The organism is Paenibacillus sp. A3, from assembly GCF_001399685.1.
In the GTDB taxonomy this organism is placed as follows: Bacteria; Bacillota; Bacilli; order Paenibacillales; family NBRC-103111; genus Paenibacillus_G.
On sequence record NZ_JTHN01000209.1, the window covers coordinates 1 to 15,499 of the forward strand.

The 15,499-nt window shown below is 54.9% G+C and carries 13 protein-coding genes and 1 pseudogene; 5 read left to right on the forward strand and 9 right to left on the reverse strand.

Annotation, left to right across the window (positions count from 1 at the left end):
• Positions 1–188 precede the first annotated feature (188 nt).
• The 3 genes and pseudogenes from QJ48_RS28375 to QJ48_RS28385 all read right to left on the reverse strand — a co-directional run bounded on the left by QJ48_RS28375 (position 189) and on the right by QJ48_RS28385 (position 3,866).
• Complete coding sequence (locus QJ48_RS28375) at positions 189–1,133, reverse strand: DUF4367 domain-containing protein (RefSeq protein ID WP_054976744.1); 945 nt, start codon at positions 1,131–1,133, stop codon at positions 189–191.
• Positions 1,130–1,684: an RNA polymerase sigma factor gene (locus QJ48_RS28380; RefSeq protein ID WP_054976755.1), complete on the reverse strand. Its 555-nt coding sequence runs from the start codon at positions 1,682–1,684 to the stop codon at positions 1,130–1,132. Before QJ48_RS28380 ends, QJ48_RS28375 begins: the two co-directional genes overlap by 4 nt.
• Before the next feature lie 154 nt (positions 1,685–1,838).
• Positions 1,839–3,866, reverse strand: a pseudogene (locus QJ48_RS28385) (peptidoglycan D,D-transpeptidase FtsI family protein).
• A gap of 241 nt (positions 3,867–4,107) precedes the next feature.
• Between QJ48_RS28385 and QJ48_RS28390 the strand changes: the two are divergent.
• On the forward strand, positions 4,108–5,181 hold the full coding sequence (locus QJ48_RS28390) for a YiiG family protein (RefSeq protein ID WP_054976745.1): 1,074 nt from the start codon (positions 4,108–4,110) through the stop codon (positions 5,179–5,181).
• A gap of 64 nt (positions 5,182–5,245) precedes the next feature.
• On the opposite strand, the gene QJ48_RS28395 is transcribed toward QJ48_RS28390, so the two are convergent.
• Entirely contained in the window at positions 5,246–5,524 is a 279-nt protein-coding gene (locus tag QJ48_RS28395) for a DUF3784 domain-containing protein (RefSeq protein WP_054976746.1), read from the reverse strand.
• A 107-nt stretch (positions 5,525–5,631) separates the two neighbouring features.
• On the opposite strand from QJ48_RS28395, the gene QJ48_RS28400 reads away from it, so the two are divergent.
• On the forward strand, positions 5,632–6,723 hold the full coding sequence (locus QJ48_RS28400) for a Xaa-Pro peptidase family protein (RefSeq protein WP_054976747.1): 1,092 nt from the start codon (positions 5,632–5,634) through the stop codon (positions 6,721–6,723).
• Between the two features lie 79 nt (positions 6,724–6,802).
• Here QJ48_RS28400 and QJ48_RS28405 read toward each other — a convergent pair whose 3' ends face one another.
• On the reverse strand, positions 6,803–8,536 hold the full coding sequence (locus QJ48_RS28405; RefSeq protein WP_054976748.1) for a sensor histidine kinase KdpD: 1,734 nt from the start codon (positions 8,534–8,536) through the stop codon (positions 6,803–6,805).
• On the reverse strand, positions 8,533–9,258 hold the full coding sequence (locus QJ48_RS28410; RefSeq protein ID WP_054976749.1) for a response regulator transcription factor: 726 nt from the start codon (positions 9,256–9,258) through the stop codon (positions 8,533–8,535). Before QJ48_RS28410 ends, QJ48_RS28405 begins: the two co-directional genes overlap by 4 nt.
• 169 nt (positions 9,259–9,427) lie before the next feature.
• Between QJ48_RS28410 and QJ48_RS28415 the strand changes: the two genes are divergently transcribed.
• The 3 genes from QJ48_RS28415 (at position 9,428) to QJ48_RS28425 (ending at position 11,920) form a co-directional block, all read left to right on the forward strand.
• Entirely contained in the window at positions 9,428–10,114 is a 687-nt protein-coding gene (locus QJ48_RS28415) for an ABC transporter permease (protein WP_054976750.1), read from the forward strand.
• A complete protein-coding gene (locus QJ48_RS28420) occupies positions 10,114–11,028 on the forward strand; it encodes an ABC transporter ATP-binding protein (RefSeq protein ID WP_054976751.1) in 915 nt (304 codons plus the stop codon). Before QJ48_RS28415 ends, QJ48_RS28420 begins: the two co-directional genes overlap by 1 nt.
• A gap of 106 nt (positions 11,029–11,134) precedes the next feature.
• Positions 11,135–11,920 carry an endonuclease/exonuclease/phosphatase family protein gene (locus QJ48_RS28425; protein ID WP_054976752.1) on the forward strand — a complete coding sequence of 262 codons (786 nt, stop codon included), beginning with the start codon at positions 11,135–11,137 and terminating at the stop codon, positions 11,918–11,920.
• A 119-nt stretch (positions 11,921–12,039) separates the two neighbouring features.
• On the opposite strand, the gene QJ48_RS28430 is transcribed toward QJ48_RS28425, so the two are convergent.
• The 3 genes from QJ48_RS28430 to QJ48_RS28440 form a co-directional block, all read right to left on the reverse strand.
• On the reverse strand, positions 12,040–12,909 hold the full coding sequence (locus QJ48_RS28430; RefSeq protein ID WP_193394508.1) for a carbohydrate ABC transporter permease: 870 nt from the start codon (positions 12,907–12,909) through the stop codon (positions 12,040–12,042).
• 12 nt (positions 12,910–12,921) lie between these two features.
• Entirely contained in the window at positions 12,922–13,806 is an 885-nt protein-coding gene (locus QJ48_RS28435; RefSeq protein ID WP_054976753.1) for a carbohydrate ABC transporter permease, read from the reverse strand.
• Between the two features lie 80 nt (positions 13,807–13,886).
• A complete protein-coding gene (locus tag QJ48_RS28440; RefSeq protein WP_054976754.1) occupies positions 13,887–15,272 on the reverse strand; it encodes an extracellular solute-binding protein in 1,386 nt (461 codons plus the stop codon).
• Between the last annotated feature and the right edge of the window lie 227 nt (positions 15,273–15,499).

Genomic DNA, 15,499 nt, shown 5'->3' on the forward strand with positions numbered 1-15,499 from the left:
GACTCCCGGCCGGGAGTCTTTTTCCCTTTACCCGGAATAATTAAAATGTACGAAATGTACAGGGAGATTATTTTGAACTTTAGGTAAACATTACATGTTCATGACTTTAATAGTAAGCCTAAAAAAAGTCCCCGCCATGAGACAGGCAAGGAACTTTTTTACGCTATTGATGATTCGGCATATTAATTTTAGTTCAAGAACGTTTCGGCGATTTTAACCAGGTCCTCTTTGCTCATGTTGGTGGATTCGTCGAGTTGATACGTATATTCGCCGTCGATGTTCCATGTGATATTTTTATTTCCGCCTTTTCCGTCTTTGTCTTTATATTCCGTGTAAAGCATCTCTACTCCCTTAACCGTGATTTTTTCATGCTCGAAGTCAATTTTCTCATCCACGTAAGCTGTAAACGTATCCTTGGATTTGATGACAGTAACGGCTACTTCATCATTCCCTTGTTTATAAACGGACCTCAAATGTAAAAGATCATCAGACAGCTCAATCGGCATCATCGCATAATCCTTACCCGATTCCTCCGCCTGCTTCCGCAGCTTTTCCGCCGTTGCCGCCTTTTCGTCCGGAGCAGGAGGATTCACCTCATTGATTGGGTTAAAGAAGACCTTGGCGTTTTCGAATTTGTAGTTCCCTTCCAGATGGTCAAGAATCTTAATCGGCTTGCCTGCCATTTTGGCACGGAGTTGGGACACATCGTTAAAGACGAACGGTTTGAATCTGGTGTCCGTTTGCTTGTTCGGATTGTTCGGAACGATATAAAAGATCGCTGCAGAACCATCCGGCAATAGCTCTTCCGCCAAATCCCGGCTCATTCCTATGCGTCGGGTATCTTCTTCCGAATATTTGGCCTGGGGAGGAGCCTGCTTCAACGGTTTTACCTCATAAACCGCTTGGCCTTGTTCGTTTTTCAATACCCCGTACTTCACCGCTGCAAACCCTGAAGATACCGTCAAAAGCATTCCCATTGCGACCAACACACCGACTTTATATTTCACAAAAAATCGCTCCTTCTTGTTCCGCTCGGCATACAGTTTCTTCATTACTTGTCCAGTCAAGTCAGCATCGGGCATATGCGGGTCATGAAAAAGTGCTTTCAAATCCTGATCCTTATCCAATGTCATACGAATCCCACTTCCTTCACTTGAGCATAGTACTTCCGGAACTTTGCAGCCGAACGTCCGTATTTTTTTCGAAGATTGGCGCTGCTTTGATTCAGAATCAGGCTGATTTCCTCGTAGCTCTTATCCTCCACACAGCGCAAAATTAAAAGGTTCCGTTCTTCCACGGATAATCTCGATAAGGCTTGGTGCACGAATTCATTAAAATAGTTGGCTTCGATCTGCAGATCTATAGGTTTGTTTTCTTTCTCATCCCGGTAAAAGAAGGGCAGATATCTGGCCAGCTTGCGCTTGCGAATCACATCGATACAATGGTTGTAGGCAATCTTGTACAACCAAGCCCCGAACGGCACATCCTGACTGTACTTCGTCAAATTGCGAAATGCCTTCAAAAATACTTCTTGTCCGCTATCCTCCGCTTCCGTATCGCTGCCCAGCATGTGATAGCAGTAGCGGAAAATCGGCTTTTGGTAATGCTGCACGATGTTTTCGAACTTGTCGATATCACCCTCCAAGACGTCAGCAATCATCTGACGCAGTTCTGAATCGTCCACCTCGTTCACTCCCTTTCACCCTGTACAACGAACCACCCGTGCAAAAATGTGACAGTACCAACAGAATAATTTAAGCGCGTCAGCCGGGCAAGCAAGAAAAAAAGCAAGGCTTACTCCGACTCTCATTTGAGAAGGAGCAAGCCTTTCCACATGCTTACTTATCGGCGGGCGCTTTGGTTCCCTTGGGCACGCCGTCCAGGCCGTAATATTGGTCGTACGCGTCGAATATTTTGCGGGCGATCGGCGCGGCGCCCCAGGCCCCGAATCCACCCTCCGGCACGACGACGGCTACGGCGAGCGTCGGGTTTTCCAGAGGCGCGAAAGCGATGAATACGGCGTTGTCGACCAGTTTTTTGCCGACGGACTGCGTGGAGGTGCCGGTTTTTCTGGCAAAAGGATACGGAAAACCGTCGAAGCCCTGCACCTTGACATTGGCCATCCCCTGCAGCACCGAGTTCCACTCGGCCGCGGCAAATTCCGTTTCGTCCAGTACGACCGGTTCGTCGAACTTTTGGATCAGCTGTCCTCTGTCGTAGCTCTCAATCTTGTCCACCAGCAAAGGCTTGAGCCGTTTTCCGCGTGTGGCGAGGGTGGTGGCGAATTGGGCCAATTGCAGCGTCGTGTAACGTTCGTTCTGACCCCAGGAAGCAAATACCATCCGGGATTGGAACGATTCGCCCTTGTTCGTTTTAAACTCATTGACGCCTTTATACTCTCGCGGCAGGCCGCTTTGCGTGGAAACCCCCAGGCCGAACTTGGCCAAATAGTCCTCCCACACGTCTACGGCTTTTTCGCCGTACTTCGAGTGCAGCTCATTGCCGATTTTGGCCGACATAAACGTGTTGGACGAGTGCGCGATGGCCGTGGCCGGCGTCAGCCACCCGTAAGCGGCCCGGTCGGAGTTGGTTAAGCGCGAGTTGTCTTTGCCGTAGGTAAATACGCCGGTATCGTAATATTGGGTTCCAGGATGGATGAGCCCTTCCTTGAAGCCGATCAAGACGGACAACGGCTTGATCGTCGAGCCCATATACACGATTGAAGTGGGATGCTTGGTCCATTCTTCCTTCGGAAAATTGCCATAGGCGGTCGTAATGGTGCCGTTGTTGACAAAAGGCTGGATACTATCGTAATCGCTTTTCGTCGAGAATCCGCTGATCCATAAGTTCGGATCGTAATCCGGCATGCTGGCCATGGCGACCACTTTGCCCGTCTTCACCTCCATCGCTACCGCATACCCCGCCCGGGCATTCGGAGCGTAAGCGAACCGGTTGCCGGAGGATTGCAGGGTTTCCAGATGGTCCATAATGGCTTTTTCCGTCATAAGCTGGACATCCTTATCGATCGTCAAATACAGATGGTTGCCTTTCTTCGGAGTCTGCAGCGTTACCTCGGGGCCGGCAATTTTATTTGCCGCATTGACCGGAAACGCTTTGTATCCGCTTTCGCCACGTAGCTCTTTTTGGTACATCAGCTCGATGCCATCGAATCCGACATCCTCCGTATCGACGTAGCCCTCCGTATTTTCTTTCGTTTTATAAAAGGGAAGTCCGTTGTTCGGTTCCCGGGCGGCGGGGAACGGCTTCATATAACCGACCAATTGAACGGCAACCGTATTTTCGCGGTCGTAGGTCCGCGTGCTTTCCTCGATGACTTGAACCCACTTCAGTTGGTCGCGCCACTCCCCGATGTACGCGATTTCATCGCGGGTGAGATCGGTCTTGATGCGGCGGGGGGCGTAATAGAAGGAAGGCTCCTTTGTTTTTGCTTTCGTCAGATCGTATCCGACATCCATCAGCCTGATGATTTCTTCAGCGGACAGCTTTTTTTAAGAGGGGTCTCCGCGCTCCGAGAAAATTCGTTCCAGCTCGCGCGCGAGAGCGATGACCTGATCCTGCGTTTGCCCTTGCTCGATGCGAAAATAAAGCGATTGGGTAGGCGTGGTATAGGCGATCGGAGCGCCTTTGCGATCGAAAATATTGCCCCGGGTGGGCGGTATGGGCCTGTTTTTATTGTTGGCTTCTTCTTCCTTCAAATTCTTGCTTTCCACAAGCTGAAGCATGGCAAGACGGAGAATCAAGATCGAAAACAAACAAAACGTAATAAAGAAAAAGACATTAATTCTGGATTCAAGGGTAAGTCCGCTGTTTGGCGGACGCATCCGTTCGGCTAACTTTTTCAACATCGCGCCTCCTGAGCAGGAAAAGGAAGAAATTTCTGATATTGTAGAGACGATCCAGCATGGAAAAAAGGTGCATACACTGAGAAAAAAGGGGATTTATTTTTTTGTACGATTTAGAATTGTGAAAATTACCACTTTACTGGGCTTGGTCCCTAAAGCTTTCAAACCGATTTGCCGATAAAAGAAGCTGGTATCTATTTTCCAGGTATGGACCGAAAATTTAAATCGCTTGGAGGCTTGTATTTTGAAAAAGTTCAGCTCATTTGTTGCGCTCGCGCTGCTATGCACGATGTTTACCGCCTGCTCTAATTTGAAAATAAACCGGCCGGCTGCGGAGCCAAGCGGCACGACGGCCGACCAAACGTCCGGAAGTACAGCCTCGGGGGAGTCGGGTAATAATAAAAACGACACGGCAAACATCGAAGCCTTGGAAGAGGCGATGGAACTTCAAAAATATAACGCGTATGTAGGCCTGAATAATTTTATGACCGGACGGTTAGATCAGGTGTTAACCGATTATTTTGACAAGTTTGGCGATGAAGAGCAGCCTGTCATTGACAAGAACTTCAGCTTTACCATGCTCTCGATTTCATCGGGCGACGCGAAAGCTTTGGAAACGCAGTTCGGCTTTGCCGATAAAGCGCCTGCCTTTCCGGCAATCGATCCGGTTGTCGTCCGATTGAAGCCGGCGATGAACGATTTGACGGCGATCCTGAGCGAGGCCCGCGAGTATTATAAAACCAAAGGGTATGTCGATGACCATTTTGCTAAAGGCAAAGAAATGCATCCGAAGATCGTCAAGGCGGCGGATGCGTACTATGCCGTCGCGGACGAATTCTTGAAAGCGATGGCTGGCATGGGAGCCGAGCGCAAGAAGGAAAGCCTGAAGAAATTCCAGGAGAATGACGAGCAGATCAGGTATGGAGCTTTGAAGTTTTTAGTCGATGCCCAGGCGCTGTCCGCCGAGATGGAGGAGCAGGGCATAACGGCCAAAAACATCCTGGATCTGGACATGGAGAAGTTTAGAGCGAAGTACGATCCGCTGGTGGACGATCTTAAAAATCTGACACAGCACGCCCAGGACGAGAAACGGCTGAAGAAAGAAAAGATAGAAAGCTATACCTTGAATTCATATATAGAAGAGGCTCAAAAGGTCAAGGTGGCTGCTTCCGACATCATTGAGCGTGTGAACAAGAAACGCGAGGTGGACGAGTTTCATTTGAAAAATCGTTTCTTTACCGAGAATCAAGACGGTACACCGGAAAAGTTCGAAAAGACGCTTCGCGACGCCATTCAAAAATACAACCGCTTGAAGTAAAATTGCGATCTCCCGGGCCGGGGGCGGCATGCTGCCTCCAGCCGGGAATAATGCCTTCTGACACTCAGTCCAACATATTCATGTTCACATAGACGAGCAGGATGACATATCCCAGGATAACAAGAGGAACGAGAGCGTTGCCGTAAGGAAGGTTGAGTGCGCCGGCCAGGACGAAGAGCACACTGACAATCAAATTGTAGGTCCCGACGATTTTGGCCAGCTTCTCTTTATCGCGGACCCGGCTTTCATTGAAACCGGATAAAAAACGGGTATATTTTTTCGCGCCGATCAGATAAGCTAAGAGATAGGTGATAAATCCCAGCAGAATGAGATGATAGTTCATAGGCAAGAGACCTCCTCGTATCATCGTATATTCATAGCCTTTGATTCCATTATACCAAGGATTTGTCGCCCCGGCACGAAAACATGAAGGGCAGGGGAGAGGGATATATGAACGACAGAATCGACAAGCTGCAAGCTTATATGGAAAACCGTGAATTGGACGCAGTGTTGATTACGCTGCCGAAGCACGTATTTTATTTGACGGGCTACGCCTCGGACCCGCACGAACGCTTCCTCGGACTGCTGATCGCCCGGGGAGAGGAGCCGACGCTGGTCGTCCCTGCGTTGGACGAGGAAGCCGCGCGGGGCGCGGCCAAGGGGGTCGGCGCGTTCGCCACCCATACGGATACGGATGATCCGTACGCCGTGCTCAAGGGGCTGCTGCCGGGAGGAATCCGGCGGTTCGGCCTGGAAAAGACGCATCTTACCGTCAGCCGGTTCGAACGGCTGAACGAGGCGCTCGGCGCTGCGGAATACGTCGATGTAGACGAGCCGCTCCGCGAGATGCGGGTCGTGAAGTCGGACGACGAAATCGTACGGTTGAAGCGGGCCGTGTCGCTGGTGGAAGAGGTGCTCCGGCGGGGGCTGGAGAAGGTCGCGCCGGGAGTCGCGGAAATCGAGATTGTCGCCGAGCTGGAGTACCAGATGAAGAAGCTCGGCTCGGACGGCCCGTCGTTCTCCACGTCGGTGCTGGCGGGGGAAAAGTCGGCGATGCCGCACGGAACGCCGGGGCTGCGGAAGATCCAAAGCGGCGAGCTGCTGCTGATCGACTTGGGCGTGTTCGCGGACGGGTATGCCTCCGACATTACGCGAACCTTCGCCGTCGGAGATGTCGACGACGAGCTGAAGCGCATCTATGATACGGTGCTGCAGGCGAATTTGCGGGCGATTGAGGCGACTAGGCCCGGAGTGACATACGCCAGCATCGACAAGGCGGCCAGAGATGTGATCGAGGCGGCCGGGTACGGTCCGCAATTCGTGCACCGGCTCGGCCACGGGCTCGGCATCGATATCCACGAGTTCCCGTCGATTCATGCCGGAACCGCCGATCTGCTCGTTGCGGGCGCGGTCTTTACGGTCGAACCGGGCATTTATGTCCCGGGGCTTGGCGGCGTGCGCATCGAAGACGACGTCCGGGTGACCGACAGCGGCGTCGAGGTGCTGACGTCGTTCCCGAAGGAACTGACGGTGATCGGGTAAACTTGCATGAAGAAAGGTCTGCTTGCTATCCTTTGGACGGCGGGCAGACCTTTTTCGTATTGTTCAAAGCGTCTAAACCTTAATCTCCGCCAAAACGCAGCACAATCTCCGTCCCCTCGCCCGGCTCGCTGCGCACGGCAATATCGCCGCCATGTGCCAGCGTCAACTGCTTGGCGATCGTCATGCCGAGGCCCGAGCCGCTCGTCGTTTCCTCCGTATTCGTGCCGCGGTAGTAGCGATCGAACAGCCGGTCCAGCGTCCTCGGGTCCATCCCCGCGCCGTTGTCGCGGATCGTGACCGAGAAGCCTTGGTCGGGCTTTGCTTTTACCGCAATGTCGATGGCCGTCTGCGCCGGATTGTGCTTGATCGCATTGGAGATCATATTGTCGACGATGCGGGTGAACCATTTGCGGTCGATCGGGTAAGTGACCGGGCAGCCCGAAGGGGAGAACGTGATGGCGCAGGAGGCCGCTTGCGGATCGTTCATAAAGGCGACCACGGCCCGGCGCACGACTTCATTCACGTCCGAAGGCTTCCGGTCGAGCGGCAGCGCGTTGTTTTTCAAGCGGTACGTCAGGCTCAAATCCTCGATCAGCTCCGACATGAAATCGGACTTCTCGCGAAGGGTGCGGCCAATCGTCTGCAGCTCCTCCCCGGACCAGGAGTACGGGGCCGATTCGAGCACATGCGCATAGCCGCTGATCGACGATAATGGCGTCTTCAAGTCGTGGGATACGCCGGTAATCCATTCCTCGCGCGTCTGCTCCAGCCGGTTCCGCAACTGCTCGCTGCGGGCAAGCTCCAGCCTCAAGCCTTCGAGCGATTCGTTCACCTCCCGGAACAACCGGAAGGACCCCTTCGGCTTCCTGGGCCGATTCCCGCTGACGCGGGACTTTCCCTTGCCCGTTCGGGGCGGTTGCGCATAGTTCCCCGAGGCCAATTGCTCGATGAATTCCAGCATCGCCCGGAACGGACGGCCGAAGCGGACGCCGTATACGCAGGAGAGGAGCAGAATGAACGCGGCTAGACCGATAAAATAGGCGAGAAACCCATTCGAGATGATCTGGTCCAACCCTTCCCCGGGCTCCGCAGACATACCGTCCGAAGTACGGACGATCCATGTCTGCCGGGTCGCCGGGTCAAAGTGCACCGCTTCCTCCGCCTCCGCCTTCCCGGCATCTGCGGCGCTTCCCAGCATGTCGCCGAGAGCGGCCCCCGGACGGACCGCATGCTCCTCCCCGAATGCGTGAAGCAGCCGGCCGTCGGCGCCGTAAATGTGCAGCGAAGCCTGCTGCTGCCGCAGCGCCTGCTCGCCTGCCGGCGATAATGTCCGCCCGTCGAAGGCGGGCAGCGCTTGCTGGAGCGCCTGCTCGGCCTTGCGCTTCTCGCCGTAGACGACGACGTACGTCTTGTCGTCCTTCTCCACTCGATTGATGGTCAAGGCGTATGGAAAAGGAAGCTTTTTCTTCCAGTAGGCGAACAGCTCTCCCGGCGCGTACTGCCCGGGAACATCGGCGGGAACAGCAGATGAGGCGAGCACGCGCCCTTCCGGGCTCACGATCTGGAGCCAGCCGCCGCGCTCCGGCAAGGCGGACGCCCATCCGGCATCGACGACGGCTTGACCGCCCTTCACGGCAAACGAAGAACGGAACGCCCCTAACCCCGGCAGGCCTTCGGGATTTTGGGCGGCGTGCTTTTCCGTCTGCAGGCCGATATAGACGATTAATACGAGTGCCCCCAGCGCCATGACTCCAATGAACAAGACCAACTGCGCAACGAATTGAAAGGTGAGCCTGCGGCTGATCCGGTTCATGGCAGCTCCTTAGGGGGGACGAGCTTGTAGCCGAGCCCGCGGACCGTCACCAGGTAATCCGGTTGTCCCGGGTCCCGTTCGATGCGCTCGCGGATGCGCCGGATATGGACGATGACCGTATGATCGTCGCCCATGCTGTCGATGCCCCAGACCGCTTCATACAACTGGTCCTTCGTGAAGATGCGGTTCGGATGCTTGCACAGGAAGAGCAGCAGTTGGAACACCTGGGCGGGGCAGGCGACCGGCTTGCCCTCCACGCGTAATTCCCCGGCCAGTTCGTCGACTTGAAAACGCCCGTAATCGTAGACGAGCGCGTTTGCCCGGGCCGACTTGCCCGGTTCCTCCGCCTGCGGCTTGGAGCGGCGCAGCTGCGCCTTCATCCGCGCGACGACCTCCAGCGGATTGAACGGCTTCGTAATGTAATCGTCGCCGCCCATCGCGAAGCCGGTCAGCTTGTCCAGATCCGAGCCTTTCGCGGTCACGAACAAGATCGGGGCATCCGTCGTTTCCCGGATAAACGGGCAAATCTCGAAGCCGCTTTTATCCGGAAGCATCACATCGAGCAAAATGATATCGTAGCGCTTCTGTTTGCACCGGGCGAGCGCCGCGGCGGCCGATTCGGCATGGTCGATGCGGCGGAAGCCTTCTTTTTTCAACACCATATCCAGCATCAGCAGGAGAGCCGGCTCGTCGTCCACCAGCAAAACAGCCGTTTCTTCCATGTCTATCGTTCCTCTCTATAGTCCAAAGATGATCTTGTCATTAAGTATAACGCTTCCGGGTTAACAGAACCTAAACGGCGCGGCACATGATTTATCTTGTCTTTATCCGGTGCTTCGCCGCCGTTTAGCTCCGGGGTGTATGCTGTTGGAGTGAAGGGGGAGAATCAAGATGTTAGCCATCTGGAAAAAAGAATTCGTGCAGTCCTTTAAAAGCGTGTTTTCGATCGTGACAATTGCGATTTTTACGGCGGTCTCTTATTACTTGTCCGATTTCATAGCGAAGAACGGCGCGATGCTCGGCAAGGAGGTCGCCGAAGAAGGCTATGTCAGCGGCTTGGTGCTGCTGATTTATCTCTTTGGATTTCTGTTTATGTTTTCCCTTTTCCACGATACCATGAATCGCGAGCTGGAAAGCCGGACCATCCGTTTTCTGGTAACCAAAACGTCGCGGTTGTCCATCGTACTGGGCAAATTTCTCGGTATTTTTACGTACTGGTTCGTCTGCTTGCTGGTATCGTTCGGCATCATTACGGTGTTCGCGGAAAAGTTTTATTTCAAGTCGTTCGGCCAACTGCTGGTGATGATTCTCTACATGGTATCCATGTGCCTGCTGCTGTCCAGTCTGATTCCCAGACGCTCGATGTCGATGTTTAGCGGTCTGCTCGTCGGCTTGGCCATCCCCCTGTTCGGGCTGTGGAGCCAGTTTTCCGACAAGCTGTGGCTGAAAATATTCAAGTATGCGACCCCGTATTATTATTTTATCGATGGCGGCTCGTGGGGCTGGGCGGTCGTTCTGCTGATGGCGGCTGTCATGTTGGGCGGCACCATTCTGCTGCTGCAAAGGAGGGATCTGTAATGCTTGCGATCCAGACGAAGGAGCTGAGAAAATCGTACGGCCCGCACGAGGTGGTGCGCGGCATATCGCTGCAGGTGAGCCAAGGGGAAATTTTCGGCTTCCTCGGCCGCAACGGTGCGGGGAAAACGACGTTCATCAACATGCTGACCGGCATCGTCCGACCCTCGGGCGGGGAATTTTCCATTCTGGGCACGCCTCATGGACAGTTGGACCGCGTCAAGCGGCATATCGGCGTACTGCCGGATTACACGGAGTTTTACGGGAACGATACGGCGCTTGAGCACCTGCGGTATTTTTCCGGTGTGAAGGGGCTGAAGGTCTCCAAGCGGGAATGTCTGGACGTGCTGGACAAGGTCGGCTTAAGCCAGGCGGCGCATGTGAAGACGAAGAAGTTTTCGTTTGGGATGAAAAAGAAGCTGGGAGTCGCGCAGGCGATTCTCGGACAGCCTGAGCTGATTTTTCTAGACGAGCCGACCTCCGGCATGGATCCCGAGTCGGCCTTGGAGATGCAGCAGCTCATCCGCACGCTCGCGGACAAGCGGCAGACGATCTTTATGACCTCCCATAATCTCCATGAAGTGGAAAAGCTCTGCACGCGCATTGCGATCATGAAGCGGGGGACGATCACGGGACTGGGCACGATCGAAGAACTGCAGCGGACGTTCCAGCCGGGCATGCAGGTGACGGTCAAGCTGGCGGCGCGGAGCGAAGAACTGTATGGGAAGGCGCGCGAAGCCTTGCAGCAGCAGGGCATTTGCCGCATCCAAAGCTGGGACGAGCGGCACCTTACGGCGGAGATCGGGGACGAGGCGGACATTGCCGCCGTCATCCGCGTGCTGTGCTCGCATGAAGTGGACATATTCAGCGTACAAACGGCCCGTCTGTCGCTGGAGGACATTTTTATGTTGGATTAGCTCTTGCGGGATCTCTCCTAGTGGTTGACAATGGAAAATGGAAAAAGCCCATCTGTGAAGATGCGTTCACGCCGAAGAAAATCACTCATTGGAGGAGAATACCGCGATGGAATTGAACCTGATGACGTTTAATCTGCGCGTAAATACGCCCGTAGACGGAAGCAACGCTTGGCCTTACCGCATCCGGCACGCAGCCGCTGCCATCAAGAAGACGTCCCCCTTTGTCGTAGGAACGCAGGAAGGGACGAACACGATGCTGCTCGACTTGGACCGGGAGCTGCCAGAGTACAGCCGGCTGGGCGAAGGACGGAGCGGTTCGACGAACGAGGAAGACAGGCTCCACGACGAATGCTGCGCGATCTATTATCGGCATGACCTGCTTGCCCCGGTGGCGAGCGGGCAGTTCTGGCTGTCGGAGACGCCGGACGTGCCGGGCAGCAAGAGCTGGGACAGCAGCCTGCCGAGAATTTGCACGTGGGCTTGCTTTGAGGTGAAGACGTCGGGACGCCGCTTCTATGCGTTCAACACGCACTTCGATCATCTGGGGCAGCGGGCCAGGGAAGAAAGCGCGCGCCTCGTGCTGGAGCGTATCCGGCGCTGCCGGGAGGAAGACGGGATTCCGGCCGTGCTCACAGGGGATTTCAATGCCTTCCCCGATAATCCCGCAGTCGTTGCACTGAAGGGGCAGTTGGCGGACGCCTTCGACGTTCTGCAGGAGGAGGTTGGCCGGACGTTCCATGCCTATGAAGGAGGTACGGAAGGGCAGCCGATCGACTACTTGTTCGCCACGGAAGGCGCCGAATTTACGAGAACGATCGTACACCGCGAGCGCTGGGAAGGCGTGTATCCGTCGGACCATTATCCCGTCGAGGCGCACGTGCGGCTGCTCTAGGAGCCGGGAGGCCGGCCCGCTCAACGACCACCGATCAAGCACGCACACCTAAGGTCTGCTTCTCCCCCTCAACCGGGCAAAGAGCAGACCTTATTTTCTCGGGAACATGTTCCCTCGTATCATCCCTTCAGCGCCCCTGCGGTCAACCCGCCGGTAATTTGTCGTTGGAAGAAGCTGTAAGCGATGATGACCGGAATCATCGAGATGGCGAGCCCCGCGAACAAGGGGCCCCATTCCGTACGGTACTGCATCTCCCCCTGCATGATGGCGATCCCGACCGGAACCGTATATTTCGTCGGATCGTTGATCAGAACGGTTGCCATAATGTACTCGTTCCAGACGGTCAGCGCGTTCATAATGGCGACGGTGACCAGCCCCGGCTTGGATAACGGCAGCATGATGCGGAAGAACGTTCCGAAATACGAGCAGCCGTCGATCGTGGCCGCTTCCTCCAGCTCCTTCGGCAGCGATTTGTAGAAGCCGACGAGGAAGAAGACGCCGAAGGGCAATATGCCGACCGCTCCCACCGAGTAGACCAAGGTCAAGCCCAGCAGCGAATTGGACAACTGCAGCGTATTGAGCAAAAAGACGAGCGGAATCAAGCCGAGAATCGTCGGAATCATCATGGAGGCGACGTAGACGAAATATAACGCGCCTCGTCCTTTGAATTCGTAGCGGGCGAGCACGTAGGCGGTCGTAGCAGCCATCGCCAGCGAGAGCACCGTGCTGCCCGCGGTGACCAGCGCCGAGTTGATGAAATAATCGCCGAAATGCGCGCGGCTCCAGACGTTGGCGTAATTTTCGAAGATCAGCGGGGACGGCAGATCCCACGGCTTTCCCTGAAGCACCTGCGGATTATCCTTCAGCGAGGTGAAGAAGGTCCACAGGACCGGGTAAATAACAAGAATGCTCCATACCAGAGGAAAAAAACGGACGAGCGCTTTCGTGGCGCCATGTGCGGGTTTGCCTGCGGCGGAAGTCCCGGCCATACCCATCCCTCCCTACAATTCGATGGTTTCCCGCTTCAAGAACCGGCTCAAGATCAGCGTGGTCAGCAAAGACAGGATTAAAATCAGGACGCCGATGGTCGCGCCGTAGCTTAAGTGATACTGCTTGAAGCCCATCTGGTACAAATAGTAGCCCATCACCTGCGTCGCGTTGTCGGGACCGCCATCGGTCATGAGCCGGACGATAATGAACGACCCGTTCAGCGTGGTGATGACAATGTGCAGCACCGAGGTTTTGAACTGCTCCCAGATGAGCGGCAGCGTCACGTTCCAGAATTGCTGCCACTGCCCGGCCCCGTCGATCTCCGCAGCTTCGTAGAGCGAGCTTGGAATCGCCAGGATGGAAGCGATGATCAGAATCATGTAGAAGCCGATCCCGGCCCAGACGCTTGGGGGCAGCAGCGACCACATGGCGAGCTTCGCGTCGCCAAGCCAGTTCGTCTCGACCGGCTTGTCGGTGAAGAGCGACAGGAACGCATTGAGAAAGCCGAGCTGCGGATTATAGATGAAGCTCCACAGCACGCCGATGACCGCGACCGAAATGATGTTCGGGAAGAAGAAAACGACGCGGTAGAATCCGTACTCCCGCAGCTTCAGCCGGGTCAGAGCCACGGCGAAGAAGGTGGCGATCAGCATGATCAGAACCACTTTCCAGAAGACGAGAAAATAGTCGTTCTTGATCGCTTGGCCGATAATCTCGTCGGACAGCAGCTCCCGGTAGTTGCCGAGCCCGATGAAATTCATCGTTTCCGAGCCGCCGGACCAGTCGAAGAAGCTTAAATACAAGCCGCGGAATAACGGATAGATCGTGAACACCAGAAACACCGCGAAGGTCGGCAGCAGGAAGGTCGTAATAAAAAGCGCGCGATTCCATTTCATAAGACATCCTCCACTGCTAGGGATTGGAAGAAACAAATCGGCAGGAAGAGGTCCTGCCGATCGTTCCCGGGGACGAGACGCTATTTGCTTCCTCTGACTTTAGCGGCGGCTTTTTCCATGCGGTCCATCCATTCGTCCGGCGTAATTTTCTTTTGCAGGAGCGCGATCGTAGCGTCGTTCTCGGCTTGCTCCAAGTCGGCGTTCAGCTTGAATACGGGGGCGACGACGGTGTTGCTGCTGTTGAAATATTTCATGGCCGTTTTCACGACGCCGCTCGCGGTTGTCGCTTCCAGATCGGCCTTCACGTTCATGATGGCTCCGGTCAGCTCCGCCCAGCGGGTGGCTGTTTTCTTCGTGAAAATGAACTGAACGAACGCTTTGGCCGCTTCGGGGTTTTTCGCTTTCTTCGCGATGGCGATATTGCTCGTGTAAGGAATGGCAATGCTTTTGCCGCCCGGCTTCTGCATGACGGAAGGAATGAAGCCGAATTTGAAGTCGGCCGGGACGTCCTTCTTCATTTCGTTCTCCAGCCACAGCCCGTTCGGAATCATGGCGTCTTTGCGCTGGAGGAACAGCATTTGCGAATCGGTGTGGTTGATGCCGAAGGAGGCGTTGTCAAAATACCCCTTATCCCGCATAACGACCAGCTTTTGCAGCGTTTTGGCGACGGCGTCGTTTTTGAACGCTTTTTCCTTCGCCGCTTCCTGATCCTTCAAAATTTGCGGGTTGTCGCCGTTCTCGGACACGAAGCCGGAGTTGACCAGCCCGCCGACGATGTAGTACGGGTATTTGCCGGTATGAATGTAGGGGTTCATCCCCGAGGCTTTGATCTTCTCGCTGGTGGCGAGGAAGCTGTCCCAATCGGTCGGCACGGCCCAGCCGTTCTTCTTGAACAGCGCTTCGTCGTAGAACGTGCCCCAGGAGCCGAAGACGAGCGGAATCGTATAATTTTTGCCGTTGTAATCTTGAGGAGGGGCGATCAATTGGTCCGTCAGCTTGTCGCCGTCGACGTTCTTCGCGGTTTTCACCCAGTCGGAGATGTCCATGAGCTGGTCGTCCTTGACCATCTGGGCTTCGTTCGATCCGGCTCCGTCGATGTAGACGACGTCGGGTGGATTGCCTTGAATCCAGCGCGGCTTCATTTGGTCGTTGATTTGCGAGCCGGCCGATTGCTTGATTTTCAGGTCCGGGTACTTCTTCTGGAACTCGCCGATCACTTCTTTCCACCAGGCGTCGCCGTAGCCGCCGACGAAGTATTGGATCTCGAAGTCGCCCGCGATTTTGGCGCCTTCCGCCGGTTTGGCCCCGTCCGCAGGCTTCGCTCCGTCGGCGGGCTTGGCGGCTTCGCCCGGCTTGGCCGTGTCGGCCGGTTTAGCCGCCGGAGCGGCCCCGCAGCCGGCCAGCGACAGCGCGCAAAGCAGGGAGGCCATGCCCAAGGCCGCGCTTTTGGTTAATGCTTTTCTCATCATTCGAACCCTCCTAAAATATGATCGTTACGGCACGTCTTGATTGCGTAACCTTATCTTAGGAGGTTTGATGCGAAAGCTCCATTGAATATCTTCCAAGAGTTCTTTATTTTTTTATGATATTCGTCACTCAAGCAAATGAAATAAGCTTCCTATGCAAGGAAGCTTATTCAGAGTGTCGAGAAAGTAATCAATCAAGGTAATAGAGGTTACGAGGGGGTGGGGTA

What these genes read in the sequence shown, in the direction of transcription:
- QJ48_RS28405 (WP_054976748.1), bottom strand. Translation starts at nt 8,536, where the DNA reads ATGAACCGGATCAGCCGCAGGCTCACCTTTCAATTCGTTGCGCAGTTG.
- QJ48_RS28415 (WP_054976750.1), top strand. Translation starts at nt 9,428, where the DNA reads ATGTTAGCCATCTGGAAAAAAGAATTCGTGCAGTCCTTTAAAAGCGTG.
- QJ48_RS28435 (WP_054976753.1), bottom strand. Translation starts at nt 13,806, where the DNA reads ATGAAATGGAATCGCGCGCTTTTTATTACGACCTTCCTGCTGCCGACC.
- QJ48_RS28400 (WP_054976747.1), top strand. Translation starts at nt 5,632, where the DNA reads ATGAACGACAGAATCGACAAGCTGCAAGCTTATATGGAAAACCGTGAA.
- QJ48_RS28420 (WP_054976751.1), top strand. Translation starts at nt 10,114, where the DNA reads ATGCTTGCGATCCAGACGAAGGAGCTGAGAAAATCGTACGGCCCGCAC.
- QJ48_RS28410 (WP_054976749.1), bottom strand. Translation starts at nt 9,258, where the DNA reads ATGGAAGAAACGGCTGTTTTGCTGGTGGACGACGAGCCGGCTCTCCTG.
- QJ48_RS28425 (WP_054976752.1), top strand. Translation starts at nt 11,135, where the DNA reads ATGGAATTGAACCTGATGACGTTTAATCTGCGCGTAAATACGCCCGTA.
- QJ48_RS28440 (WP_054976754.1), bottom strand. Translation starts at nt 15,272, where the DNA reads ATGAGAAAAGCATTAACCAAAAGCGCGGCCTTGGGCATGGCCTCCCTG.
- QJ48_RS28375 (WP_054976744.1), bottom strand. Translation starts at nt 1,133, where the DNA reads ATGACATTGGATAAGGATCAGGATTTGAAAGCACTTTTTCATGACCCG.
- QJ48_RS28430 (WP_193394508.1), bottom strand. Translation starts at nt 12,909, where the DNA reads ATGGCCGGGACTTCCGCCGCAGGCAAACCCGCACATGGCGCCACGAAA.
- QJ48_RS28395 (WP_054976746.1), bottom strand. Translation starts at nt 5,524, where the DNA reads ATGAACTATCATCTCATTCTGCTGGGATTTATCACCTATCTCTTAGCT.